Annotated in this window: 14 protein-coding genes and 1 pseudogene; 11 read left to right on the top strand and 4 right to left on the bottom strand. The window is 52.5% G+C overall.

The features are described 5' to 3' along the window. Positions 1 to 94: 94 nt before the first annotated feature. Positions 95 to 313, bottom strand: coding sequence for a hypothetical protein (locus tag AC6RNO_RS02385; protein ID WP_497104406.1), 219 nt, complete (start codon positions 311 to 313; stop codon positions 95 to 97). A gap of 237 nt (positions 314 to 550) precedes the next feature. Here AC6RNO_RS02385 and AC6RNO_RS02380 point away from each other — a divergent pair, with 237 nt between their 5' ends. From AC6RNO_RS02380 to AC6RNO_RS02370, 3 genes are all read left to right on the top strand, one after another. Continuing rightward, the gene (locus AC6RNO_RS02380; RefSeq protein ID WP_488437343.1) at positions 551 to 805 is read left to right on the top strand and encodes a hypothetical protein; all 255 of its coding nucleotides are present in this window, start codon (positions 551 to 553) and stop codon (positions 803 to 805) included. A 328-nt stretch (positions 806 to 1,133) separates the two neighbouring features. Continuing rightward, positions 1,134 to 1,685 carry a TetR family transcriptional regulator gene (locus AC6RNO_RS02375; protein ID WP_497104405.1) on the top strand — a complete coding sequence of 184 codons (552 nt, stop codon included), beginning with the start codon at positions 1,134 to 1,136 and terminating at the stop codon, positions 1,683 to 1,685. Further along, positions 1,685 to 2,056: an SMR family transporter gene (locus tag AC6RNO_RS02370; RefSeq protein WP_497104404.1), complete on the top strand. Its 372-nt coding sequence runs from the start codon at positions 1,685 to 1,687 to the stop codon at positions 2,054 to 2,056. Before AC6RNO_RS02375 ends, AC6RNO_RS02370 begins: the two co-directional genes overlap by 1 nt. 147 nt (positions 2,057 to 2,203) lie before the next feature. Here the strand turns inward: AC6RNO_RS02370 and AC6RNO_RS02365 are convergent, their stop codons facing one another. Beyond that, complete coding sequence (locus tag AC6RNO_RS02365; protein WP_497104403.1) at positions 2,204 to 3,433, bottom strand: serpin family protein; 1,230 nt, start codon at positions 3,431 to 3,433, stop codon at positions 2,204 to 2,206. 541 nt (positions 3,434 to 3,974) lie between these two features. Further along, positions 3,975 to 4,256, bottom strand: coding sequence for a hypothetical protein (locus tag AC6RNO_RS02360; RefSeq protein WP_474683043.1), 282 nt, complete (start codon positions 4,254 to 4,256; stop codon positions 3,975 to 3,977). A gap of 314 nt (positions 4,257 to 4,570) precedes the next feature. On the opposite strand from AC6RNO_RS02360, the gene AC6RNO_RS02355 reads away from it, so the two are divergent. Beyond that, on the top strand, positions 4,571 to 4,933 hold the full coding sequence (locus AC6RNO_RS02355; protein WP_497104402.1) for a 4'-phosphopantetheinyl transferase family protein: 363 nt from the start codon (positions 4,571 to 4,573) through the stop codon (positions 4,931 to 4,933). A 259-nt stretch (positions 4,934 to 5,192) separates the two neighbouring features. Then, positions 5,193 to 6,635 carry an FAD-dependent oxidoreductase gene (locus AC6RNO_RS02350; protein WP_497104401.1) on the top strand — a complete coding sequence of 481 codons (1,443 nt, stop codon included), beginning with the start codon at positions 5,193 to 5,195 and terminating at the stop codon, positions 6,633 to 6,635. 179 nt (positions 6,636 to 6,814) lie between these two features. Here AC6RNO_RS02350 and AC6RNO_RS02345 read toward each other — a convergent pair whose 3' ends face one another. Next, positions 6,815 to 7,090, bottom strand: a complete 276-nt coding sequence (locus AC6RNO_RS02345) for a hypothetical protein (protein ID WP_497104635.1) — start codon at positions 7,088 to 7,090, stop codon at positions 6,815 to 6,817. A 65-nt stretch (positions 7,091 to 7,155) separates the two neighbouring features. Here AC6RNO_RS02345 and AC6RNO_RS02340 point away from each other — a divergent pair. The 6 genes and pseudogenes from AC6RNO_RS02340 to AC6RNO_RS02315 all read left to right on the top strand — a co-directional run. Continuing rightward, positions 7,156 to 7,527: pseudogene (locus tag AC6RNO_RS02340) on the top strand (transposase); the annotation flags it as partial. Between the two features lie 106 nt (positions 7,528 to 7,633). Next, entirely contained in the window at positions 7,634 to 8,236 is a 603-nt protein-coding gene (locus AC6RNO_RS02335) for a DUF4062 domain-containing protein (protein ID WP_497104400.1), read from the top strand. 358 nt (positions 8,237 to 8,594) lie between these two features. After that, positions 8,595 to 9,485, top strand: coding sequence for an EamA family transporter (locus tag AC6RNO_RS02330; protein WP_497104399.1), 891 nt, complete (start codon positions 8,595 to 8,597; stop codon positions 9,483 to 9,485). Positions 9,486 to 9,592: 107 nt separating this feature from the next. Next, on the top strand, positions 9,593 to 10,102 hold the full coding sequence (locus AC6RNO_RS02325) for an SRPBCC family protein (protein WP_474683039.1): 510 nt from the start codon (positions 9,593 to 9,595) through the stop codon (positions 10,100 to 10,102). Positions 10,103 to 10,712: 610 nt separating this feature from the next. Further along, positions 10,713 to 22,973 (top strand): amino acid adenylation domain-containing protein, encoded by a 12,261-nt coding sequence (locus AC6RNO_RS02320; RefSeq protein ID WP_497104398.1) that lies wholly within the window; start codon positions 10,713 to 10,715, stop codon positions 22,971 to 22,973. After that, positions 22,955 to 26,356 (top strand): amino acid adenylation domain-containing protein, encoded by a 3,402-nt coding sequence (locus AC6RNO_RS02315; protein WP_497104397.1) that lies wholly within the window; start codon positions 22,955 to 22,957, stop codon positions 26,354 to 26,356. Before AC6RNO_RS02320 ends, AC6RNO_RS02315 begins: the two co-directional genes overlap by 19 nt. Positions 26,357 to 26,426: the final 70 nt, after the last annotated feature.

The following is a 26,426-nucleotide window of genomic DNA, read 5'->3' as shown; positions in this document are numbered from 1 at the left end:
TCAAATATATTTGGCTAACTTCTAAGGCGAGAGCGGAAGCTGTACCGGCTTAGGCAAAATAAAGGCTGCCGGGCGTCCGGCAGCCTTTATTTTTCTAAAAATATACATACGTGCCGACACTCGGAAAGCCAAGATACATGGGTGCAATCATGTGATACGGAACAGGGTGGTAACCATATTCCGGTCCGATAAAATGCACTCCCGGAGGAAGGCTCCCATAGATCTTGACGCCGGTAATCCCAGGCGGCCATACCGTTCCGACATTTCCGACATTTCCGACGGCTTCGGGTTGCCGCCATTCGTTCGCCAACATGCCATCCCCGCCTTGTCATCGTTATGTGGCTTGATGCCATGATATGAAACTTTTGGCTATTCCGTGCCCGGTCGACAAAAACATGACATTTAAAGGGACGGCCAATAGGTCCATGTTGAAGTTCTCTTCACTTTGCGGCTTGCGTACCGCTAACTGCTTATTGAACTGGCTGCACCGTGTCCTTGGCGGCAAACTGGAGCGACGGAGAAGCGGCTTGCACACCGGAGGCAGCGCAAGATGCCGGACATCGTGGAGAAAGCCTGCAATAGTGCAGTTTTTCACACGTCGATGCGCCGGCCGAGAGAAATTCCTGCAAAAATGCAGGTTTTTCAGCTCATACACGAGTTTAGTGCCATTTTCATCCAAAATTCCTGCACAATCGCAGGCTTTTCGCCAAAACGAGCTACTTTCATGGAAAAAGCCTGCACTTTCGCAGGCTTTGCGGGTGCGGTCCGCCAATTGCCTATCGAACTGGCTGCACCGTATCTTTGACGGCAAAGCTTTCGCAGGCGACTGCAGATCCAAACAGGCGCCGACTGATTCGTCTGTTACAGGAAGATACTTGATGTAATGCAAGTACTAAAGGTTAAACTTATGTATGCTTATCCAAGGCTGCCGGCAGAATCGGCGGCCTTTCACTTCCTTTTGGACTAAGAATTCGCCTTTGCCAAAAAAAGGAACGTCCATCCTATAAGTGATAATAGGGAAATGCTGGCCATGCAGTTGTAGACTGCCGCCTGGCGAGGGGGAAGGTGGTGAAATATAATTAACTTGAAATAAAACCGTCCAGACGGTATTATAAATGAGGGTGATATATAAAATGAAAACAAGAAAAAAAGATCTAAAGAAAGAACTGATCCTTAAAACGGTTTCGCAAATTGTAAATGAAGAAGGGGTGGAAAAGCTGACATTAGAGGCTGTTGCCCAAAAGGCGGGCATCAGTAAAGGGGGATTGCTATATCATTTCCCTAATAAAGATGCCTTAATTCTAGGTGTGATCGAGCAGTTATCCAATCACTTTCTCGAAGGGTTTAATATGAGGGCCAATGGCGATTTACAGTCTAAAGGGAAGTGGACGAGGTCCTATATCGAAACATCAGTTTCCGGAGAGAGCGATGCGAACGATCTTTATACGGCGATCTCAGCTGCGCACTTTACTAATCCGGAGATGCTGCAACGGCTGCAGCAAGCATATTCTGAGATTCAGAATAAAATCGAGAATGATGAACTAGACCCTGTTCGTGCTACGCTTGTTCGTTTAGCAATTGATGGTCTTTGGTTTGCTGAAATGTTTGGGCTGGCTCCACCCCAAGCAGATCTCAGGCAAAAGGTAATTGAGCAGTTAAAAACAAGTATCCAGGAGGGAAAATAATGGCATATTTATTTTTGGCAATCTCTATCATCGGTGAATTGATCGGTACATCGATGCTTAAGGCATCGCAAGGATTTACTAAACTATATCCGACTCTATTCACGATTGTTGCTTTTGTTACCTCGTTCTATTTCATCTCGCTTGCTCTCAAAACACTTCCCTTAAACATGACTTACGCGATCTGGTCAGGAGTAGGGGCAGTAGCAACGGCGCTTATTTCTGTCTTGATTTGGAAAGAAAAAATAAACACAGGAAGCATCGTCGGGATCGCATTGATTGTTATTGGGGTAGTGATTTTAAACTTATTCGGCGCTGGACACGGCGAGGCAAAAGGTCCGACAGAATCTGCAAGCTCAATTGTTCAGAAATAAGTGAAGCACCACGGGGATGAACGGCTGACTATTCTTAATAAAAGGGAGACGTTGGAAGTTTAATAAACCAGTGGCAGTCTAAGGCTTTATTTTTCGCTCCTAGACTGCCGCTGGTTTTATTTTCGCCAAAGAAGAAGAGGGGCCGGGCTACGGGGAGTAAATGGATCCGATAAACAGCCACGCTCCCGTCTGCTTGTCTTCAATCGCGATAAAGAACGGGCGGTCCACGTTCATGTTAAACGGGTCCAAAGGGATTTCCGCCGAGGTGGCTTTCATCGATACGGAACTAACCGCGGCAGCTTTCGTACCTTTCTCGTTGACTTCAAGATAGGTTTTGTGCATGACCTGGCCGATCACATGGTTGATACCGGGAGCGATTAAGGGGAATTCTGCGCGGGCGGCATCGTAGGCGACCGCCATGCCCATCGATTGCAGCGCCTGATCCATCGATTTTTCGTATTCCAGCTTAAAGCTTGGCAGTCGGATTTCACCGGTCCTTTCCTTGAAGGGCTTCTGCCACCGGGATGCGTCGGACCACAAGCGTTCGTGCAAAGCGGACAGAGGGGTTTTTTCATCCGGCAGGATGACGAGCATATCCATTTGGCCATCGCCGTAAGGCAGCCGGATCGCCTGAAAACCGTCCTCCTCCGCGTACTCGTACCTGCCCGTCCTGGACATCATGGAAACGTTTTTGGTAGAACCGTCGGCAAGTCTAAAAGCTTCTTCTCTGGTGGAGGAAGGCGAAAATTCATCTTTCCAACTCCCGTTAAAATAAATGGCGTTAACCAGCATCAGGTTATCTTCAGGCTCTAGCGGCTTGTTTAGAATAGCGGAAATCTTGCCTTGAGTTTGCTTTTTCACCCATTTATTTACGGTTTCGTGCGCTGTTTTGCTGCCGAAGTCCAACTCCTCGACAGAGGCTGCAAAGTCGTTGCGGGCGGCTTGCACGAAAGGTTTTGCAAGACGCGTTCCTTTTCTGATCCAAAGTGAATTGGCGATATTCAATTCCACTCCTTGGCCGGGTTGTTCAAGCAAATGATTCATCGTTTTGTAGCCCTCGTTGAGCTCCGCGAGCGGCAATTCCTCCCAGCCTAACGTTTGGGCCATAGCTTTCCTCGTGTTTCCGTCGCTTCCGTTATACGTCATAGCGAGCGCCGTCGATAGGCTGGTTGGGGATACAAAAACATTAGTATCTTTTTCCTCAAGCGCCATTTGCCTATGGAGCTTCAGGCCAAAAGCATTTTGTGCCTTTACGATTTTCGGATCCAGCTTCGAAGCGGCCTCGGCCCGTTTTTCAAACGAAAGTATGGACGGTTTTTCGCATGACGCCAAAAGCGCCGAAAGGGCCAGAACGATGAGCACATGTTTTGCCGACATCCCATTCATCTCCTTGTGCTGATTGGTCTCTAATACATTTACAGACGGAGATGAGAACGGTAATGTTGCTTGCGTATCGGCTGTATACTTGCTCATCAGCCAAGATTGTCGGGATGCCAATTTAGAACTATCAAACACAATTGAACCTGTTAAATACTGATTCTTTAAGGTAATACTGTTTCTCTAGACCCACGAGTGCATTTATCATGACCGTTGGCATGTTGTCCATTATATAAGCAACTGTTGATGGGAACAATTCATTCTCTCCGAATCCACTGAAGACAACCCCAGTAGTATCATCATATTCAAACGAACGTGAAAAGAAATATCTCGATATCACATCAATAAGTTTAACTACATCGATATCAGAAAGAGAGTAAGCATTGAAGTAATTGCGAATGAGAGCTTCTTTATGGGCAGAGTACTCACATCATTTTCATAGAAAATATTCAATAATTCAGCCGATTGCAAAATATCCCAATATTCCGCAATTAGCGTTGTTATTGCTTTTTCCCGGTTCCGTTCCAACTCTTCACTAATTTCATTTACTATCTGGATCAATAATTTGCTCGTACGGACGGAAATCCCACGCAAAAGAACCTCCGTTGCTGACTTCATGAGCGGTGACCGGATTGTGGCACCAGACGGACTTTTCATCTTCATGCGAATACTGGAAGCTAAGCGCCTCCATCTTCTTGGTCGACTTGTCTTTCTTGCAACAAGTGTCGTCGACGATGAGAAACACAAGCCGTTTCAAATCACTCTCCTTCAATTGCTTAGCCCGAATCTTCTCGAGTACAAATTGCATTCTTCTTCGTTGCATCCGATTTACACACCAAGGAGTATGATTCAAGAAGTTCGTCACATTGTTCAGTTGACGACCCTGTCTGCAGCATTGCAGAGTTGGGTGATATTCTTACGACCGGCACAAAGGGTGATGCCATGAACGAGCGAAAACAGATGGCCGATCTGCGGTTTAGAGAACTCCAGCTTAAGCGCCAAAATGAACTTGACGATGGGCAAGTAGAGAGATACTATGAGAGTAGGACGCATCCTTTTCTTGGAAATTGTGGTAATGTCGAATAAGAATAATAGTGATTATTCCTTTGTGTAGTGCCGCTATTAAAGTCGACAACAATGAAAGCGCTCTTTCACTATATGACCGTGATAGAGAATAAACACCAGGGTGCAGAAATGAATCTATATGCCGTTGATCTAAGCGCTCCACCTGCCGATGATGAGATTCTATCCTTGTTTCTTCCGCACATCACGAGTAAGAGAAGAATTGGATTAAGCAGTTTCAGAAGAAAGGAGGGTTACTATAGGTCTTTTGCTGCCGAATTATTGGTTCGTGTGGTCGTGTCTAAAAAGCGTTCGCTTCGAAACCAAAATATTCGAATAGACAGCAATGAGTACGTTAAACCGATTCTTTCGAATGGACTCTTGGAGTTTAATGTATCCCATTCAGGGAATTGGGTGGTTTGCGCAATAGACCAATAGCCTATTGGCGTTGATATCGAAGAAATGAAACCGATTGACTTCGAGATTGCTAGACGATTGTTCTCTACTAGAGAGTGGGGACATCTGGATTGCTTGCCGGAGGAATCCATTCCTTAGCATCTGATTTCTTTTATGAAAAATGCAGTTAATATTATGTTTTGTTCGAAACCCGAAAGTCCAGGCATTATCTAGCCTAACTACGGCACAAAATTCGGGTGGTGCGTGGACAAATAATAACGTGGAAAGAGGTAAAGAATGTATGTCAAAAAATCCGGTATATGACGTTGTTGTTGTGGGAAATGGTGTTTTAGGACTATCACTGGCACTTACGCTGGTTCGAAGGAAATTACGTGTAGCATTAGTTGGCGAATCCCATCGGCCATGGGCAGCATCGACGGCTGCAGGCGCAATGCTAGGGAGCTTCGGTGAAGTAACGAGTACTCTTCTAAAGAGTAAATACGGACGCATGAAACACGATCTTGCGGTACGTGCTACCGGATTATGGAACGATTGGCTAAACGAATTGGAAGATAATCTTAGTGTTTCTGACATTCGTGCAGCCGACGGAACATTCGTTATCCATAATACCGTTGGTTACTCGAAAATCGATGATGACAACTTCGAGGCCATTCGTGAGTCGCTGAAGGAGTATGGTGAGCCATTTGAGGATATTAATCCAACCGATATTCATTGGCTTGACCCGGAATCTGGTTCACGTCCCACTAAAGCCGTATATATACCGAATGAACATGCAGTAAACACCACCCAACTTTTTCGAAAATTGGAAGAGTCCTTTATTTCTCTTGGTGGAACTTTGATTTCTGAAGTAGGCGTCCTGATCGAAAGGAATTATGGCCGTGTTGAAGCCTTAGTTCTCAATTCTGGAGAACGTCTGATTTGTGATAAAATCGTAATAGCGGCGGGTGTCAAGTCCCAAACCTTGTTGGATACTGTCCCTGATGTTGCCGCACGTATCCCTCGACTGGTCAGCGGGTACGGTGTTTCAGCATTAGTAAGTACGATGGATGGAACTACGCCAAACTCTGTAATTAGGACGCCTAACCGAGCTTTTTCATGCGGATTGCATATCCTTCCACGCAGCAGGGGAGAAGTATATGTCGGAGCTACAAACATTATTTCTCCGAGAGCTGTAGACTCGCCTATGTTAGAAGATGTCGTATTTCTTCTTGAATGCGCATACCGCCAAATTCGGCGGGATTTGTCGAAAGGACGGATGAGTCGTCTGCAAGTTGGGAATCGCCCCGTTTCCCTCGATGGATTTCCTCTTATTGGCGAAACGGATCTTAATGGTCTCTGGATTATGACGGGGACATTTCGTGATGGGTTAACGCTCTCGCCTTATTTGTCTCGAGAGATGGCCAAACTTATAAGTGGCGAGCCAGCTGATTTCGACTTAGAGCTATTTAAGCCAGTGCGTAAACCTATTCAACCTTTTTCCCGTGAAGAGGTCATTTCGGAAACAGTAGCGCATACGCTTGCTACCGGATATGAAAGCGGTTGGCGAATTCCAGTCGGGTGGCATAATCAGATCGAGTATAATTTGCAATCCGAATATGAAAAGTTTGCTAAAGATCTAGATCCTGTTTACACACCGCCTGCGGGATTGCTTGATGCTTCTAGTAAAGACCTGATCATTTTGAAGATGCTTTGTAAATTCTATAAGGCAGCAAAACAAAATTAAAAGAACGAGGTACTAAAAGTACTGGAGAATCGGCAAGCTGTCAATGCTGCAACTGTTACAGTAGGTGCCGGTAAATATTATTTAAAAGCTGTATGCGGTGGTGCTGGTCAATATAACTGTAAAGGTTCCGGATTTCTCCGAGTACCTCGGCCAGAAATTTAAATAAATGCTAAAAGCCCTCATCCATGGAGGGCTTTTGTTATTGGCACTGGGCGACTTGAACAGTCTAAGCCACTTGATTCCTGCCACTCCTGTATTGTTGATTCCCCATTGCTGTAGCGTTGTTTGTGCCCCACGAATTCGTAGGTCCATCCGAATCCGGCATGACAAGTCGTACAGAACAAACGAATCGCCGGTACGTGCAGATAGGATTTCCTATTGAAGACTGACAGATGGCGTACGGTTCGCGTCCCATTGGTACCTTTGCGAATCACGTGCTGCACCGACAGGCAGATCGGGCAGCTTTGAAGATGGGCGACGGGAGTGGCGTCGATATGAAGTTCATTGTGATCGACAAACAGAATCTGGCAATCGTCTTCATATTTTGCTTGGCTATTCCCCGCTCTTGCGCAGCGTATGGGAATGGAAAGAAGCCTTCACCACTTGGTACAACTTTTCGCCGAGCGTTACCATCGCCGAATCTGGTTTTGAACGTTGGTGTGCGCATGGGGATCGAATCGACCATCCGGCAGTTCGAAGCACCTTAAAAACGATGCGAAACTGGAAGGTGGAAATCGTCAACTATCATCGTTGCAGATGGACCAACGCGACAGTAGAAGGCCGGCATAATCGCATTAAGGCTTTCCAGCGTCGTCGTTACTTTACGCGCAATCGTCGCAACTACAAAGACGGTATCCTACTGGAGTGCAATCGGCATCGCATGGGGACTTAGCCGTCACTGATTTTAAGGTTGAGCCAAATATGTTTCTGGATATTTTTTGACAAATAAAGCGAGCCAATGGTACGATTTATATTATTTCATTTCATGTAGGTGGCCTATGAGAAAAAAATTACAAGTCTTCATATCGTCTACTTTTACTGATCTGATTGAAGAACGTCAAGCCGCTGTACAAGCTGTAGTTAATGCCGGTCACATTCCTGCTGGAGTAGAGCTTTTCTTCAAAGAAGGTCATCATATGGAAACTATTAAGAGATGGATCTATGAATCTGACGTTTATATCCTAATACTCGGAGGACTTTATGGTTCAATGCTTCCTGATGAATCAAAGAGTTATACTCATTGGGAATATGATTATGCCGGAGAAGTTGGCAAACCTAGATTTGTTATTGTTATCACAGATGAAGCATTAAGACAAAAGCCAGACGATTTTGTAGTAATGGATAGCTATCAGAAGTACCAAGAGTTTAAGCAATCAGTAATGGAAGAAATACCCACGTTTTATGCTGAAAATGAACGGCACATTAAGTGGGTTATTCATGAAAAATTGCCGGAGTATGCAGGAAGAGACGATTTGCATGGCTGGATTTCCGGCAAGGATGTACCAGACGTACAAAAGTTATTGGAAGAGAATGCAAGTTTGTTGAGAGAGAATGCTAAATTAAATGCTGAGTTAGAGAAAAATAAAAGAGTAAATCAATGATATGGAACTGTAATTTCATATAGCGTTACACATCATATGTGGACATCCGTTTTCGAGAGGGACGGTACTGTCCATTTTTTTGCTCAATCAGGTCAAATAAAATTGTTCTCTGAAATGTTTCTGTAGGGCAAAGGATGATACACTATAGCACAACAGAATTCAAAAATGAACGCATTAGTCCATGAAGGAGGGAATCAAATGTATAATTTTATTGCTCCACCGGTAGTACCACAACAGTAGAATCTACTGTCAAGGTAACTACATGAATGTTGCTGGTCCTGCCATAGATTCTACTGTATGTAAGGGGAGACTATCTCATTGGTCTCATCATCATATTGGTAGAAAGTGGGAATAATAAATGAAGGAAAAAATTTATTTCATCTTGTCGATGATCATATTCGGCGCAGTTGGCGTGTTTGCCAAATATATCAACATGTCATCCGGAGAAATTGCGTTGCTCTTGAGCTTGATCGGCAGCCTGTTGCTGTTTGTCGTCTTCGTGTGGACGAAGCAGAAAGTGTCGTGGCGGAAGGTGAAGAAGAATGCGGCTGCTCTGTTCATTGCGAGCGTGGCGTTGAGCGGCAACTGGATTTTTCTGTTTCAGGCGTACAAGGAAACAACAATTGCAAATGCGGCGTTGAGCTATTATTTTGCGCCTGTTCTGGTTATTATATGCTCACCCTTCGTTTTGAAAGAAAAGCTGTCGCTCAAAAAGGCGGTATGCGTCGCTATTGCTTTGCTTGGTCTGTTCTTCGTTTTGCAAAACGGCAGGGTGGAAACAACCGGACATCATCTGCTAGGTATCGGCTTCGGACTCGTCGCGGCAGGCTTCTATGCCGTTTTGACGCTGGTCAACAAGTTTATTCGGGACCTGGACGGACTGGCAAATACTCTTCTGCAGCTTGGCTTATCGGTGGCGATGTTGCTCCCATTTGTGCTGTTCACGAGTGGCTTCAAAATCTTTTCTGTCACCGGTGACGCGGTTGCATTGATGCTCGTGCTAGGTATCCTTCATGGCGGGGTTGGATTTTATCTATTCTTTGCCGGAATGAAAGGACTACAAGGCCAAAGCATCGCCGTATTGAGTTATATCGATCCCCTAACCTCATTAGTGATATCAGCTCTGGTTGTAGGAGAGTTGATGACTTTGCAGCAGCTGATCGGAGCTGTCTTGCTATTGGGCTCCACATGGATAGGTGAAGTTGGCGGAGAGAGGACGGGGCTTAACAGGAGTAAAAATTCTACTTGAAGTTTAATGGTATCCCTTTATTGCGTAGATGAATATTCCTTGACGGGAATATTCCGATTGGAGTATATTTTAATCAGGGATTCATTTTGTGAAATGGAGGAATGGATATGACAGCAAAATCAGAAGGCAAGGAGTTAGTCATAACACGTGTACTCAATGCGCCGCGCGAGGTTGTTTTCAAAGCATGGTCTGAGGCAGAGCACCTGAAACGCTGGTGGGGACCGAAAGGATTTGAAATAAATGTTGCGCAATTGGATTTCCGTCCGGGAGGTTTTTTCCACTACAACATGCAATCTCCTGATGGTAATCAAATGTGGGGTAAATTCGTGTATCAGGAAATCGAAGCTTTCGAAAAGATTGTCTGGGTCAACAGCTTTTCAGATGAGGCGGGTAACATTGTCCGGGCTCCATTTAGCGATTTGATCCCGCTGGAAATACGCAATGCGGTAACCTTTAGTGAAAATAACGGTATTACCACAATGACCTTGTGCAGCGGACCGATAAACGCAACTGATGAAGAGAGAAGCTTCTTTGAGGGCATGTTCGAATCCATGGAGCAGGGCTTCGGAGGAACCTTCGATCAGCTTGAACAATATTTGACAGAGCGAAGGAACTAAACTAACTGAAGGCGTCCACTAGGACGCCCTTTTTTTCGTTATAGAGAAGATTCGGTGAACCGATTGCTGGCCACACGCTGGATTGGCGCGGGATGTATCTGGTGATGCTGTTATTGTCCGTCATCCCGATTGTGACTGCTTTGTTCAGTACGTTCCCTGGAGATAACATCTCACACGAAGCATGTTTCGCGCTGGCCCGGCTACGGATTCATTGGATTATGTGCAGCATTATGCGCAATAACCGGACTTATTTTTATACGTGTATTTGTATAAGAGAAAAGAAGTCATCTAAATTACAAAAACGCCAATATCCAAACCTTGGGGATGGATATTGGCGTTTTTAAATTCATAGAATTGGACTGTCTAGTTATAACATAGGTAACATTGGGATTAAGTTACTCTTAAACTCAGCCCAAAGATTGATCAATTTGTGCTTGCCCACCCGCAGTGTCAAACCACAAGCAGCTAGATTTTGAATTCGCATAAGTAGATTATATATAAAAGATATGCTACATTAATTAATATCACCCAAAAAAAGAGAAATATGAGAAACAATGGTTTTCGATCATCTTGACCCATAAGATGATATATTCGAAAAACAAGGGAGTGCATGCTTCAAATGACCCGTTTGAAACGAAGAACGCTTTTTCCCCTAACCCATCCGCAGAGCCGAATTTGGTATACGGAAAGTAAATATCCCCAGTCGAATTTGAATCTGATTGTGATCAGCAGCGAGACCGAACAAGCCGTCCGATTTGATGTCATGGAGCAGGCCATCCGTAAGTTTATCGAGAATCAGGATAGCCTGCGCATCCGGTTGATCCTGGTGGACGGTGAGATCAGACAGTATATTGACGATGAGGCGGATCTGCAGCCGGTGGAAAGAGTGCAGCTCGACCGGCCGGTAGGCGCTGAAGATCCGCTGGAAGCTCTCGCATCCCGCAAGGAAGCGTTCCAGATGGACCTGTTCAACTGTGAATTGTTCAAATTTTATTTCTATGAAATCGGAGAGCGAAGGGGGTTTATAGCGAAGTTTCATCACATCATTGCGGACGGCTGGTCGACAACCTTATTCCTTGACTATATCTGGAATGAATACCTTCGGACTGTCTTCCAGCCGGACGGTGAAGATCAGCTCCCTCAATCACCCGCTCCCCAAGGTTCTTACCTGCGGTATATGGAGAGCGAGCGGAGCTATCTGGACTCCAGCCGGCGGGTAAAGAGCAGTAACTTTTGGCAGAAAACCTTCACGCCGCTGCCGGAAAGGCTCCCCGCTCCGAGCGATTCCACCGCTGCGAGAAGAAGTTACTTTGTCCTCTCGGATGAGCAGGATGCAGGCGTACGGAAATTCATTCAAGAGAACAATATTTCAATTCCTTCCTTTTTTATGACGGTCCTCTATATTTACTTCAGCCAAGTGCAGCAGTGTACCGATCTAGTATTGGGTACGCCCGTATTCAACCGGTCTAGCAGGGAAGAGCGGGCTATGTTCGGGATGTGTACGAGCACGATGCCTGTCAGACTCACAAGTGATACCGACGTGCCTCTCCGCCAGCTATTCAGCTCCGTTCACGATGAACTCAAACGCTGCTATTTTCACCAGAAATATCCCTATGACCTCCTGATTCCTTCACTTAAAAAACAACATCCCGAACTGAATCAATTGTTCGAATACGGCCTTAATTTCCTGAACTACCGCTTCATTCCGGAGCTTAACGGAATCCCTATTGTGACCAACTGGCATCATACCGGACAGCAAACCGAATCCCTGACGTTACTGATTGGGGAGCGACATGAACGGAAGCTCATTCTCATGTACGACTACAAAACAGAGATGTTCACAGAACAAGAGATTATCCTGATGAATGAGCGCATTCAATTCCTTATGGATCAGCTGCTTAAGAACGGCGAGCTTCGGCTGAAGGATATCGAGATCATGCATAAGGAAGAAAGACAGCGGATTTTTCATGAATTTAATGAAACGTTGACGCCTTATCCTTCGGACCAAACGGTGGTTTCTTTGTTCGAACAGCAGGTGGTGAGATCGCCGGATGCAACGGCTGCCGTATATAAGGATCAGAAGCTTACGTACCGGGAGCTCAATGCGAGGGCGAACCGGCTGGCTTGGAAGCTCAGAGCTGAAGGCGTGCGGTCCGGCAGCGTGGTTGCGTTGATGGCTCCCCGCTCGCTGGATATGCTGGCTGGCATCTATGGCATCTTGAAGGCCGGCGCTGCCTACTTGCCCCTTGACCCGGGCTATCCGCAGGAGCGCATCCGCTACATGCTGGAGGACAGCGGGGCAGGTCTGCTGCTCGGTTCGGCCGAGTCCCTGGATGGCGTCCATTTCGAAGGGATCGTACTGGAACTGAACGATGAAGCGGATGGCGGCCTTCCGGCACGGAATCCTGAGCCGGCAGGCGGCCCGGAAGATCTCGCTTATGTGATCTATACCTCGGGATCGACGGGAAGGCCGAAGGGGGTCATGATTGAGCATCGGGCCGTGGTCAACCGCTTGGCCTGGATGCAGAAACGTTACCCGCTGGGCGCCCATGATGTAATCTTGCAGAAGACGCCTCTTAGCTTCGACGTCTCCGTATGGGAGTTGTTCTGGTGGTCACTTTACGGTGCCGGCGTGTGCCTCTTGGAGCCGGACGGCGAGAAAGACCCGGCCGTGCTTACACAGGCCGTTGCTGCTTACGGAGTCACGGTACTTCATTTTGTGCCTTCCATGCTGAATGCCTGGCTCGGGCATATGGAAACGGCGGGGAACCCGGAGGAGCTTGCCGGCGTCAAGCGGGTATTTGCGAGCGGCGAAGCGCTGCACAAGCAGCAGGTGGATCGTTTTTATCGCGTCGCCGGCGGCAACGGGGCGGCTTTGGTGAATTTATATGGTCCGACCGAGGCTACGGTGGATGTGACTTATTTTGATTGCATACCGGGGCTGGAGCGGATTCCGATCGGAAGGCCGATCGATAACACCCGGCTGTACATCGTAGATGAAGACCGGCAGCTGAAGCCGATCGGTGTACCGGGAGAGCTCTGTATCGCCGGCACTGGACTGGCACGCGGCTATCTGGGCAGGCCGGAGCTGACGGAAGAGAAATTCGTGGAGAATCCCTTCGAGCCCGGGGAGCGGATGTACCGGACGGGCGACCTGGCCAGATGGCTGCCGGACGGGAATGTGGAATACATCGGCCGGATGGATCACCAGGTCAAAATCCGCGGCTACCGTATCGAGCTCGGTGAAGTGGAAGCACAGCTGCTTCAAGTGGATGATGTGAGGGAAGCGGTGGTCATCTCAAGAGAGGACAAGTGGGGCCAGAAGCAGCTCTGCGCGTATTACGTGGCGGCCCGGGAGCTTGCTTCAAGTGAAATCCGAAGCCGCCTGACGGCTGTACTGCCGGGGCACATGATCCCTGCCCATTTGATCCAGCTGCCCGGCATGCCGTTAACCGTTAACGGCAAGCTCGACCGCAAAGCACTGCCTGAACCCGCCGGCTACAGGCAGACCGGTGTGGAGTATGCGGCGCCCCGGACGCCGGAGGAGCATTTGCTCGTTTCGATATGGAAGTCGGTCCTCGGAACGGAGAGAATCGGCGTCAAGGACAGCTTCTTTGAGCTGGGCGGGGATTCGATCCAATCCCTCCAAGTGATTTCCAAGCTGTATCCCGCCGGCTATCAGCTGGAAATGAAGGATGTATTCCACTATCCGACGCTGGAGCAGATGAGCACTAGACTAACGCCGGTCACCCGGCTGGCTGATCAGAGGGAAGTTTCCGGCGAGGTCTGTCCGACGCCTGTGATCGCAAGGTTCATGGAGCTGACGAAAGATTCTCTCCATCACTATAACCAGAGTCTTTTCTTGTTCCGGCCGGAACGATTCGAGGAAGCTGCACTGCGTCTAACCATGCAGCAGATCGTTACGCATCACGATGCCCTGCGCATGATCATGAGGCAGGATGGACAGGGGAATACGCTGTGGATTCGGAGCGCAGAGGAAGGGGATCTCTTCACGCTGGAGGTGATCGATTGCAGAGGGGAAGCGTCTGCAGAGAACACCATCGAAGCGAAGGCGGCGGAGCTGCAGGGCGGCTTCAACCTGTGTGCCGGTCCTTTGATGAAGCTGGCGCTGTTTCAATGTGCGGATGGCGACCATTTGCTCATCGTCATCCATCATTTGGCGATCGACGGGTACTCCTGGAGGATTTTGCTCGAAGATCTCGCCAAAGGGTATGAGCAGGCTCTTCTCGGTGTGGAACCGGTACTGCCGCTCAAAACCGATTCGTTCCAAGTCTGGTCGGACAAGCTTACGGCCTATGCGGACTCTCATTCTCTGCTGGAGGAGCTCTCTTATTGGCAGGAGGTGGACCGCACTCCGGTTAAAGCACTGCCCAAAGATATGGAGCAGGAGGTCTCGCGGGTTCAAGATAGCGAAGCTCTCACGGTCCAATGGACGGTGGAAGAAACGGAGCTTCTGCTCAAAGAAGCGCATCGGGCTTACAATACCGAAGTTAACGATCTGCTGTTAACGGCGCTGGGAATTGCTGTCGGGGAATGGAGCAGGCACAAGGAAGTCATGGTCAATCTGGAGGGACACGGCCGAGAGGCCCTTCTTCAGGATACCGATATTTCCAGAACGGTAGGCTGGTTTACGAGCATCTTCCCTGTTGTATTGAGGAACGAAGCGGAGCTTCCCCTTTCGCAGCAGATCAAGAAGGTGAAGGAGCAGTTGCGGGGCGTGCCGGGCAAGGGCGTGGGGTACGGCCTCCTGAGGTACTTATCCACGGGCAAAGAAAAGTGGGGGTTCTGCGCCAAACCGGAGATCAGCTTCAACTATCTGGGGCAGTTCGATCAGGATCTGCAAAATCATGGGCTGAATCTCAAACTATCGCCTTATTCCAGCGGCAGCCTGGTCGGAGGGAATGCCGAAAGACCGTACGCTCTGGATATCCACTGCGCGGTCACTTCAGGCAGGTTGTCGCTAACGCTCAGCTACAGCTCCAAGCAGTACCGCAGTACGTCGATCGAGCGCTTGGCTGAACGGCTGCAGACGGCACTTCGCGAAGTGATTGGCCACTGCATGGAGAGGAGTTACTCCGAATTAACACCGAGTGATCTGTTAATCAAGGATATGACGCTGGAAGAGGTAGCGGAGCTGACGGAACAGTGCCGGCCTTTCGGTGAGATCGAAAATGTGTACCCGTTGACACCGATGCAAAAAGGCATGCTGTTCCATTCTCTCCTCGGCGGCCAGCCCGGAACTTATGTAGAACAAGTCAGTCTCAAGCTGCAGGGAAGCCTGGACATCGAGCTCCTCCGCAGAAGCTGGAATGCGGTGATCGAGCGGCACGATGTGCTGAGAACGAACTTCTACAGCGGCAGAAGGGAAGAACCGGTGCAGGTGGTGTTCCGGACGAAGGAGATCAGCTTCCAGTATGAGGATATCCGCGGCATGAACGAGGAAGAGCGGGTTGCGTATATAGATGATCTGATCGCCCGGGACCGGGCCAGAGGATTCGAGCTCAGCAGGGATCCGCTGATGCGGGTCACCGTACTGCGCAAGGAAGACGCGACATATCAAATGCTGTGGAGCCATCATCATATTCTTCTCGATGGCTGGTGTCTGCCTTTGATTTTCCGCGAGCTCTTCACTTTATACGCCTGTTATCTCAAGCGGAACGAACCCGCACTCCCTCCGGCCGTGCCGTATCACCGGTATCTCTCATGGCTGGAACAAAGGGACATGGAAGCGGCGGAGAAGTACTGGATGGCCTGCCTTGAGGGGTATGAAGGTTCGTCGTCCCTGCCGAAGCGGACTCCCGATGAAGCGCAGCAGTCCACTTACGATCCGAGAGTGTACAAAGCCGGGTTTGGCAGGGATTTGACGGAGCGGATGAACGGGACCGCCCAGCGTAACGGCGTGACGATGAATACCCTTTTGCAAACCGCTTGGGCTGTGCTGCTGCAAATGTATACCGGGAGGCAGGATGTGGTATTCGGGAGCGTAGTCTCGGGAAGACCGCCGGAAATTCCGGGGATTGAAGCGATGGTCGGTCTTTGTATCAATACGATCCCTGTTCGCATCGTGTGCCGGATGGAGGAGAGCATATCTGAAGTGATGCGCAGAACGCAGGAGCAGGCGCTGAGTTCCCAAACCTACCTTGCTTATCCGCTGTACGAGATCCAGGCCAAGGTTCCGCAGAATGGAGCGTTGATCGATCACATTCTTGTATTCGAGAACTACCCGCTGACCGAAGGACTCGGCCCAATGGGGGAACAACCGGATGCCCATCTGGCATTTGGGGGCTTTACCGTGCGGGAGCAAACCAACTATGATCTGAACCTCATCGTGCTTCCGGGCGAAGAGCTGACGGTTCAATTTCAATTCAACGGCAGTGTCTATGAGGATACGGCTGTGCAGAGATTGGCCGGACACCTGATCCACATCCTGGAGCAAGTGGTGAACGACCCGCACCGGGTTGTCGGCGACCTGGAGCTGATGACGAAGCAGGAGATCCTCCTGCAGCAGGAATCTTTCAATAACACGGCAGTCCCTTATCCGCAGGAGAAGACCGTTCATGCCCTGTTCCGGGAGCAGGCGGAACGGACGCCGGATGCCCTTGCGGTGGTCTCGGACGGGGAAGCCTTGACCTACCGCGAGCTAAATGAACAGTCGAATCAGTTGGCGCACTTTCTTCAGAGCCAGGGCATCGGACCGGACAGGATCGTTGCTCTGCTTCTGCCCCGGTCCGTGCGTTATATTCAGTTTGTGTTCGGCGTGTTAAAGGCAGGCGGGGCTATTCTCCCCATCGATCCGTCTACTCCGGCCGAACGTATACGGCATATGCTGAGGGATAGTAGACCTGCACTTGTGTTGACGGAGCTTTCCCTGCCGGAGGCCGTTCTGGGCGATGTAGAGGCAGTAGCGGAGGAGGAGGCCATCTCCCGTTCGAGGAGTATGCCGGCTTCGGATCTGACCATTGGTGCCAGCTCAGGCGATGCCCTGTATGTGATCTATACGTCGGGATCCACGGGAACCCCCAAGGGTGTACTGATCGAGCACCGGACCCTCATCAATTTGCTGCAGTGGCAGCAGGAAAGCATCCCTGTGGAAGCGGGGGTTTCGAAGGTTCTTCAATTTGCTGCGATGGGCTTCGATGTGTGCTATCAGGAGATGTTCACTGCGCTTCTTGGAGGCGCCGAGCTGCATATTGTTGGAGAAGACCGGAAGCGGCAGCCGAGGGAGTTCGTCGAATCTGTGGTGGAAACCGGCGCGGATATCGTATTCCTTCCAACCGCTTATCTCAAATATTTGGCTTCGGAGAAGCGGTATCTGGAGACGCTTTCCCAAGGCCGTGTGCGGCATATTGTCGTGGCCGGGGAACAGCTGGTGATTCATCCGAACCTGCGCGCTTATTTGTTGGAGCATGAGGTGACTTTGCACAATCATTACGGTCCTTCCGAAACCCATGTGGTGACCTCCCACAGGATGCAAGGCAAGGATCCGCTTCTCCCGAACCTGCCACCGATCGGCAGACCTATAGCCAATTCAAGCATCTTCGTTATCGACCGAAACGGGCAACTGCAGCCTGTAGGAGCGGCAGGGGAGCTGTGCATAGGCGGGGCCGGTCTCGCCCGGGGGTACGTAAACCGTGCCGAGCTGACGGCCGAGAAGTTTGTAAATCATCCGCTTCAGCCCGGCGAAAGGATGTACCGTACAGGCGATTTGGCGCGATGGCTGCCGGACGGCACGTTGGAATACTTGGGCCGCATGGACCATCAAGTGAAGATCCGGGGATACCGGATTGAGATTGGCGAGGTGGAATCCCGGTTACTGGATACCCTGTCCATAACGGAGGCGGTCGTCTTGGCGCTCGACGATGAAGAGGGAGCGAAGTACCTATGCGCGTATGTTGTGGCAGAATCCGGGCTCACCTCGGGAGAAATTAGAAGCGCGCTGGCGGAGGAACTGCCTGCCTATATGATCCCGTCCTTCATCGTACAGCTTGACAGACTGCCGCTGACGGTCAACGGCAAGGTGGACCGCCGAGCGCTGCCTAAGCCGGAGCATGCGGTTCAGAGCGAAGCGGTGTACGTGGCTCCGCGCAATGAGACCGAAGACCGGCTTGCGGAAATCTGGAAGAGCATATTAAAGTGCCAGGACATTGGAGTGAGGGATAACTTCTTTGAACTCGGCGGTCATTCCTTATTGGCGGCCAGCTTAATCGGACGAATCTACAAAGAATTGAACATGGAGCTCCCGTTGAGAGAGGTGTTCCGGTATCCGACCATTGAAGGCATGGCCCGGGTGATCGACGCTGCAAGCCGCAGCGGTTATACCCCGATCCCCCTTGCAGAGGAGAGAGAGTACTATCCGGTTTCCTCCGCCCAAAAGCGCATCTACCTGATCAGTCACCTGGATGGCGGCGGGCTGAGCTATAACATGCCGGGGGCTCTGCAGATGGACGGTCCATTGGACCGCATCCGGGTCCAGGAGGCCCTCCAGCGGCTGATCGCCCGTCATGAATCGCTGCGGACCGGATTCGAAATGAAGGACGGGAATGTCATGGCCCGGATCTATGAAGCGGTGCCTTTCTCCGCTTTTTCCATCCCGGTGATGGATCAGGCGGAGCCGGATCTCCTTCGCGGCTTTATCCGGCCGTTCGATCTGTCTCAGGCGCCGCTGCTCCGGGCCGGGCTAGTCCGGTTGGAGCCGGACCGGCATCTGCTGCTCTTCGATATGCATCATATCATCTCGGACGGCGTGTCGCTCAATATTCTGGCCCGGGAGTTTATTCAATACTATCAGGGGCAAGAACTGCCGCCCCTTCCCGTTCAATACAAAGACTATGCGGTCTGGCAGCAGGAGCTTATAGCCCAGCCCGCGATGCAGCTGCACCGGCAGTACTGGGTTGACCGCTTCCAAGATGGGGTTCCGGTCTTGGAGCTGCCGACGGACTGCCCCCGTCCCCCTGCACAAAGCTTCGAAGGGGATACGGTGTCCTTCCGGATCGATCAGGGGCTGCTTAAGAGGTTGCAGGAGCTGGCCCGGGAGACGGGAACTACGCTGTACATGACGCTGCTCGCGGCCTTCAATGTGCTGCTGTTCAAATATTCGGGGCAGCCGGATATCGTGGTGGGCAGCCCGGTGGCCGGCCGTGAGCATCCCGACGTGGAACCTATCATCGGCATGTTTGTTAACACACTGGCGCTGCGCAACTATCCGGAAGGCGGCAAGTCTTTCCGTGCCTTCCTCTCCGAAGTAGGGGAGCGGGCGGTGGAAGCGTTCGTCCATCAAGCCTATCCGTTCGAGGAGCTGGTGGAACGGGTGCAGGTGCGCAGGGATTTGAGCCGCAGCCCGTTATTTGATGTGATGCTCGTGCTTCAGAATATGGAGCAGGACGAATTGCCGGCTCCGGGACTTGTCCTTAGCTCTTATGAGATCGATTCGCGAGTGGTCAAATTCGACCTGACCCTTACGCTGACGGAAGAACAGGGCGGGCTGCAAGGCAGTCTTGCGTATGCTGTCCGGCTGTTCAAGCGGGAAACTGCGGAGCGTATGGCCACCCACTTTCTTGAGGTGCTCAGGTCTGTGGTGAGGGAGCCGGATGGGCTCCTGAAAGATTTGGAGATCATGACGACCCCGGAGCGGCATGAAATTCTGGAAGTATTCAACCGGACGGAGTCCGGGTACCCGCGTGAGCAAACGATCCATGCCTTGTTCGAAAAACAGGCGGCGTGGACACCGGATGCGGCGGCCGTAACCGATGAGCAGGGCCGGAAGCTGACCTATGCCGAGCTGAATGCCAGAGCGAATCAGGTTGCGAACAAGCTTCGGGGCTGCGGCGTTCAGGCAGATACGATCGTTGGCCTGATGACGGAACGCACGCTCGATATGATGGTGGGGATCTTCGGTATTTTGAAGGCGGGAGGGGCCTACCTGCCGGTCGATCCGTCGTATCCGGCGGAGCGTATCCGCTACATTCTGGAGGACAGCGAGACGAAGGTGCTGCTGACCGGGCAGTTGGCCGTTGAGGCAGCTGACGCGTTCGACGGTACCGTACTTGATCTGCAGGGCGATGTTTTCAGCGATGAGCCCATGGACAATCCGATACCCGTTAGCGGACCGGACCATCTCGCCTACGTCATCTACACGTCCGGCTCCACCGGACGGCCGAAGGGCGTCATGATTGAGCACCGTTCGGTCATCAACCGGCTGCATTGGATGCAGAAGGAGTATGGACTCGGCGAAGGGGATCTCGTTCTGCAAAAGACGCCGATCAGTTTCGATGTGTCGGTATGGGAGCTGTTCTGGTGGTCTTGGTACGGCGCCGGCCTGTGCCTCCTGCCGCCGGGAGGAGAGAAGGATCCGGCTGTCATCGCGGCTGTCATTGCGAAGCAGCGGGTGACAACCATGCACTTCGTGCCGCCTATGCTGGGAGCGTTCCTGGATTATCTGGAAGCACACCCGGATGTGGTACAGGGCATGGCTTCCTTGAAGCAAGTGTTTGCCAGCGGCCAGGCGCTTCCGAAGCAGCTTGTGGACAGGTTCTACGCATGCCTTGGCGAAGACGGCATCCGGCTTGTGAATTTGTACGGGCCAACCGAAGCGACGGTGGACGTCACTTCGTTCGATTGCACACCGGGGCTGGAACGCATTCCGATCGGAAAGCCGATTGACAATATCCGCCTGTATGTGGTGGATGAGAACCTGCATCTGCTCCCCGCAGGCATCCCCGGCGAGCTGTGCATTGCCGGGGTCGGCCTCGCCAGGGGGTATCTGGGCCGCTCGGAGCTTACAGCGGAGAAGTTCGTAGACGATCCGTTCACAGGGGAAGGGCGGATGTACCGCACCGGCGATGTGGCCCGCTGGCTGCCGGACGGGAATGTGGAGTACCTCGGCCGGATGGACCACCAGGTCAAGATCCGGGGCAACCGGATCGAGCCGGGTGAGATTGAAGAAGCTCTGCTGCGCCATGAGCGGGTTCGGGAAGCGGTCGTGATCGACCGGACCGATGAAACCGGGACGAGCTATCTGGTTGCATACGTTGCTGCCCAGGCCGAGATGACGGGATATGAGCTTAGGGCACATCTGGCCCAGAGACTGCCGCAGTATATGATTCCTGCCTACTTTGTCGCCATGGAACGCCTGCCGCTGACGCCTAACGGCAAGCTGGACAGGAGGGTGCTGCCGGTTCCCGACACGGCGGCGGCAAGGGCGGAAGCCTATGTGGCGCCTCAAAGCAGCACGGAGCGGAAGCTGGCGGAGATCTGGAGCGAGGTGCTTGGAGCGGGTCAAGTAGGGACCCAGGACAATTTCTTCCAGATGGGCGGGGACTCGATTAAATTGATTCGCCTGTCCAACCGGATTCATCAGGTGTTCGGGACTCAGGCCCGTCTGCAAGACTTGTATGTCTACCAAACCATCGGCGAGTTTGCCCGCTTTATGGAGGAGTCCGGAAGCGGCAGCGGGTCAGAGGAGATGGCGCGAGGGCTGGGGCTCATCAAGGCACTCCAGGATCGGTTCCGGAATGAACCGGCGATGCAGCGGTACCTGCTGCAGGGAATCGAGGATTTCTATCCTCTGAGCAAAATCCAGCAGAGTATGGTCTATTACTCAAAGCTGAAGCCGGATGAGCCGATCTATCACGACCAGTTCTTTTTCACCGCGCGGATTCACCGGCTGGATGCCGGATTGATCCGGCAAACCACCCTCGCGCTGATGGGCAGGCATGCCATCCTCCGGACCGTGTTCGATACCGTACGGTTCTCCGAGCCTCTTCAGCTGGTGTACAAGCAGGTGGAGCCGGATCTGTCGGTAGAGGACATCATGCATTTGCCGGTAGAGGCTCAGCGGCAGTATATGGAAGAGCGGCGGCATGCCGACCTGGCCGACAAATATTTGACGGACGACGGGCTGCTGTGGAGGCTTCGGGTGTTCAGGATTGGAGCGGAGGAAGCGGTGATCCTTCTGTCCTTCCATCATGCGGCGCTCGACGGCTGGAGCGTGGCTGTGTTCCAGCAGGAGTTTATGGAACTGTACAACCGGCTCGCCGCTGCACAGCAGGATGCCCTTCCGCGATCCTTCGAGCTGCCTCCGCTCCGCAGCTCGTACAAGGAATACGTGGCGATGAACGCTTACAAGCAAGCGGACGGGAAGACGACGGAATTCTGGAGAGAGTTCCTCGCCGGCTGCACGCGCGGCAAGCTGCCGTTCAATATTGCGCGCAAACCGCGCTCAAGCACGGCGCCAAGCGCCATTATCAATAAAACGGTGGAATCCGGGCTCGTACGCAAGCTGGAGGAGGGGGCCAAAGCTTATGGCTGCACCGTGAGGGACTTGTGCCTCGGTGCCCATCTCTACCTGCTGCGCGTCATCACGACCGAAGAGGATATCGTGACCGGCGTCGTTTCCCATGATCGTCCGGCTGTGGACGACGGGGACCGCATACTCGGATGCTTCCTGAATTCGCTTCCGATGCGGTTGCGCATCGGCAAGAGGGAGGCCAAGCAGGAGCTGCTTCGCCAGGTGGCGGATACCCTCTACCGGATGAAGGCCCATGAAGTGTTCCTTAGCGATATTGCACGGATGGTCGGAGAAAGATCCGATCCGTCCCTTAACCCGATTTTCGACACCTTGTTCAACTATACGGACTTCCATGTTCTGAATTTCCGTACGGCAGGTGACGGCATCCGCCCGGAGGAAGCGGCGGGGCTTGAAATGGAAAGTGCCGAGATGACCAACACGCTGCTGGATGTCGAGGTGCATCGGAGCAGCGAGCACATGAATGTCCAAATCAAGTATGCCCCGAGCTACTTCTACNCCGCCCGGAGGAAGCGGCGGGGCTTGAAATGGAAAGTGCCGAGATGACCAACACGCTGCTGGATGTCGAGGTGCATCGGAGCAGCGAGCACATGAATGTCCAAATCAAGTATGCCCCGAGCTACTTCTACGACCGGGATATGGAGACGGTATTCACGCTCTATGTGCGGATTTTGGAGGAGCTGTGCGACGAGGCGAACCCGATTCTGGGCAGCGGGGCATTGATCCTGACGGAGGAGGGGGACCGGCTGCTCCGCGAATGGAATGCTCCGGCGTACGAGCTTGCGGCTGCCTACACGGAGGGCAAGACGCTGCACGGGTTGTTCGAGGAACAGGCGGCAAGAACGCCGGACCATGCGGCGGTTCGGCATGGAGGCCGAACGCTGACCTATGCGCGGCTGGAGGCGGAGTCGAACCGGCTGGCGCGGCATTTGGCGCGGCGCGGTGTGCGCAGCGGGGATCATGTGGCCCTGGTGGCCGGTCGCGGAACCGACATGATCACCGGGATGCTCGCCATCCTGAAGGCAGGGGCGGCTTACGTGCCGGTCGATCCGGATTACCCGCCGAGCCGCAAGGCGTATATTCTGCATAACGCGGAAGCTGCGGCGGTACTGGCCGACCGTGCTTACCCGGATCTTGGGCATGAACGGGTCATCCTCATGCAGGATGAGGGGATCGCCGGGGAAAGTTCCGAACCGCTGCAGCTGGCGAAGGACAGCGGCGATTTGGCCTATATCATTTACACCTCCGGCTCCACGGGCACGCCGAAGGGCGTGATGATCGAGCACCGCAGCGCCGTCAACCTGGTCTCCTGGATCAACCGGCGGTTTGCGGTCGGTGGGGAAGACCGTCTGCTGTTCATCACCTCGATGTGTTTTGACTTGTCCGTCTACGATATTTTCGGGATGTTGGCGGCGGGGGGAACCGTCGTGGTGGCGGAACGCGAGCAAGTGCTCGACCCCGGGGCGCTTCTAAGGCTGATGGAGGCCGAGGAGGTCACGTTCTGGGATTCGGTGCCGACGACGATGAACCACTTTATCCATCATCTGGAAGAAGGTTCCGCAAAGTCAGAGTCGCTTCCTGCCGGATTGCGTTTGGTCTTCATGAGCGGGGACTGGATTCCGGTCACGCTGCCTGGTCGGATCCGGCAGTTGTTCCCGCAAGCGGAAGTGATCTCGCTGGGGGGAGCGACGGAGGGGACCGTCTGGTCGAATTACTATCCGGCCATGGAAGTCAGCGCGGACTGGAGCAGCATCCCGTACGGCCGGCCGATCGGGGGCAACGCCTTCTACATTCTGGACGACGACCTGGAGAGGGTGCCGTGGGGCGTGGTCGGCGAGCTGTATATCGGCGGCGTGGGCGTAGCCCGCGGATATATGAACGACGAGGCGAAGACGGCGGCGGCGTTCCTGCCTGATCCGTTCCTCCCGGGAGGGGGACGGATGTACAAGACCGGGGACCTTGGGAGATTGCTGCCGGACGGGAACATGGAATTCCTGGGCCGCAAGGACCATCAGGTGAAGATCCGCGGCTACCGGGTGGAGCTGGGCGAGATCGACAGCCGACTGGCCCGGCACCCGGGGATCCGCGAAGCGGTGGTGATGGCCCGGCTGGACGGACGGGAGCAGCGGTATCTGTGCGCCTATATCGTGCCGTCGGGCGAGCTGACGGTGGCCGCTGTCCGGGAATATCTCGCGGCGGAGCTGCCGGCCTATATGGTGCCGGGAGCCTATGTGTTCCTGGAGGAGCTGCCGCTGAACGCGAACGGCAAGGTAGACCGGAAGGCGCTGCCGGATCCGGGGGAGCTCCAGGATAGCGGATCAGGCTACACTGCGCCGCGGACCCCGGTTGAGCTGAAGCTCGCAGAGATCTGGCAGGAGGTGCTCGGCTTGAAACGGGTCGGCGTCCAGGAGGATTTCTTTGAGATCGGCGGAGACTCGCTGGGGGCTGCTTCGATGGCAGGAAGGATTCAAAAGGAGATGGGGGTTGCCCTTCCTCTGCGCGAAATTTTCCGGCTGCCGACCCTGGAAAAACTAGCCGTTCTTGTTGAAAGCTCGCAGCAGGCCGAGTACGCGGGCATCCCCGTTCTGCCGAACCAGGAATATTATAGGGCGTCCGCTGCGCAGGAATGGATTTATACCGTGAGCACGATGTCGGGCGAAGGGGATGTCTACAATATGCCGCACGTTCTGGAGGTCACGGGACCGATCGAGGTGGACCGGATACGCTCCACTTTCCTGAAGCTGATGGAGCGTCACGAAACGCTGAGGACCGGGTTTGACATCCATGAGGAAGAAGTGGTGCAGCGTATTTATACGGAGGTGCCTTTCGAAATCGAGCGGATTCCGTGGAAGCAGGATGCCCATGAAATGCAGGAGGTGATCTCCCGGTTTATCCGTCCGTTTGATCTCTCGAAGCCGCCGCTGCTTCGTGTAGGATTGGCCGCTCAGCAGACCAGGAAGCACCTCATGATCGTGGACATGCACCATATCATTTCGGATGGCGTTTCCATGCAGATCGTCATGCGGGACTTCCTGCGGCTGTACGCGGGGGAAGAGCTTGCGCCGCTGCCGGTCCAGTATAAAGACTATGCGGCCTGGCAGCGTGAGAGAATGCAAAGCGAGCAGTACCTGAAGCAAGAGGCTTACTGGCTGAAGTCGTTGTCCGGTGAGCTCCGGGGAATGGAGCTTCCGATTGCTTACCCCCGGCCTGCACTGCGAAGCTACGAGGGGGGCCGGCACTCTTTCGAGGTGGATTCCGCGGTAACGGAAGGGCTGCGGCAGCTGGCCGCAAGCGATGGAAGCACCCTGTTCATGACGCTCATGGCAGCCTATACGGTTCTGCTCTCCCACTACAGCGGCTATGAAGATATTGTTCTGGGGACCCATGTGGCCGGAAGAATATCAGGGGAGCTGGAGCCGATGATCGGAATGTTCGTCAACACGCTGGCCCTGCGGAACCATCCGCGCAAGGAGCTTACCTTCCGGGAATATGTCCATGAAGTAAGGGAGAATACGCTTGAGGCGTTCGAGAATCAGGAATATCCGTTCGCCGAATTGGTAGAGAAGCTGGGTATTCGCCGCGATCCGGGCCGCAATCCTTTGTTTGATTTCGTATTTGCTTTCGCCGAGAGTGCATCCGGTAATGCAGAGATTGACGGCATCTCGGTGCGGCCTTATGCCATGGAGCACCATACGGCCAAATTCGATCTGTCTTTAACGATGGAGCTTGAAGATAGCGAGCTCAAGGGATCGTTTGAATACAGCACCGTCTTGTTCTCTATGAAATCGATCGAAACCTTGACAAGAGATTATCTTGAGCTGTTGGCGGTCATCGCGCTCCATCCGGACCGGCGCTTGGCAGACCTCCGTGTTACCGGTTTTCAGAAAAAGACAGTTCCACAGCTGGAATCCATAGAACTCATCTTTTAATCTTCACCCGCGGCTTCGTTTCCCACTGCCTGAAGTCCGGCAGCATTCCTACTCTAATCCTATGATGTGA

This window comes from Paenibacillus sp. sgz302190, from assembly GCF_059820445.1.
Note: the sequence above shows the minus strand (reverse complement) of the source record. Positions and strands in the feature narration are given on the sequence as shown.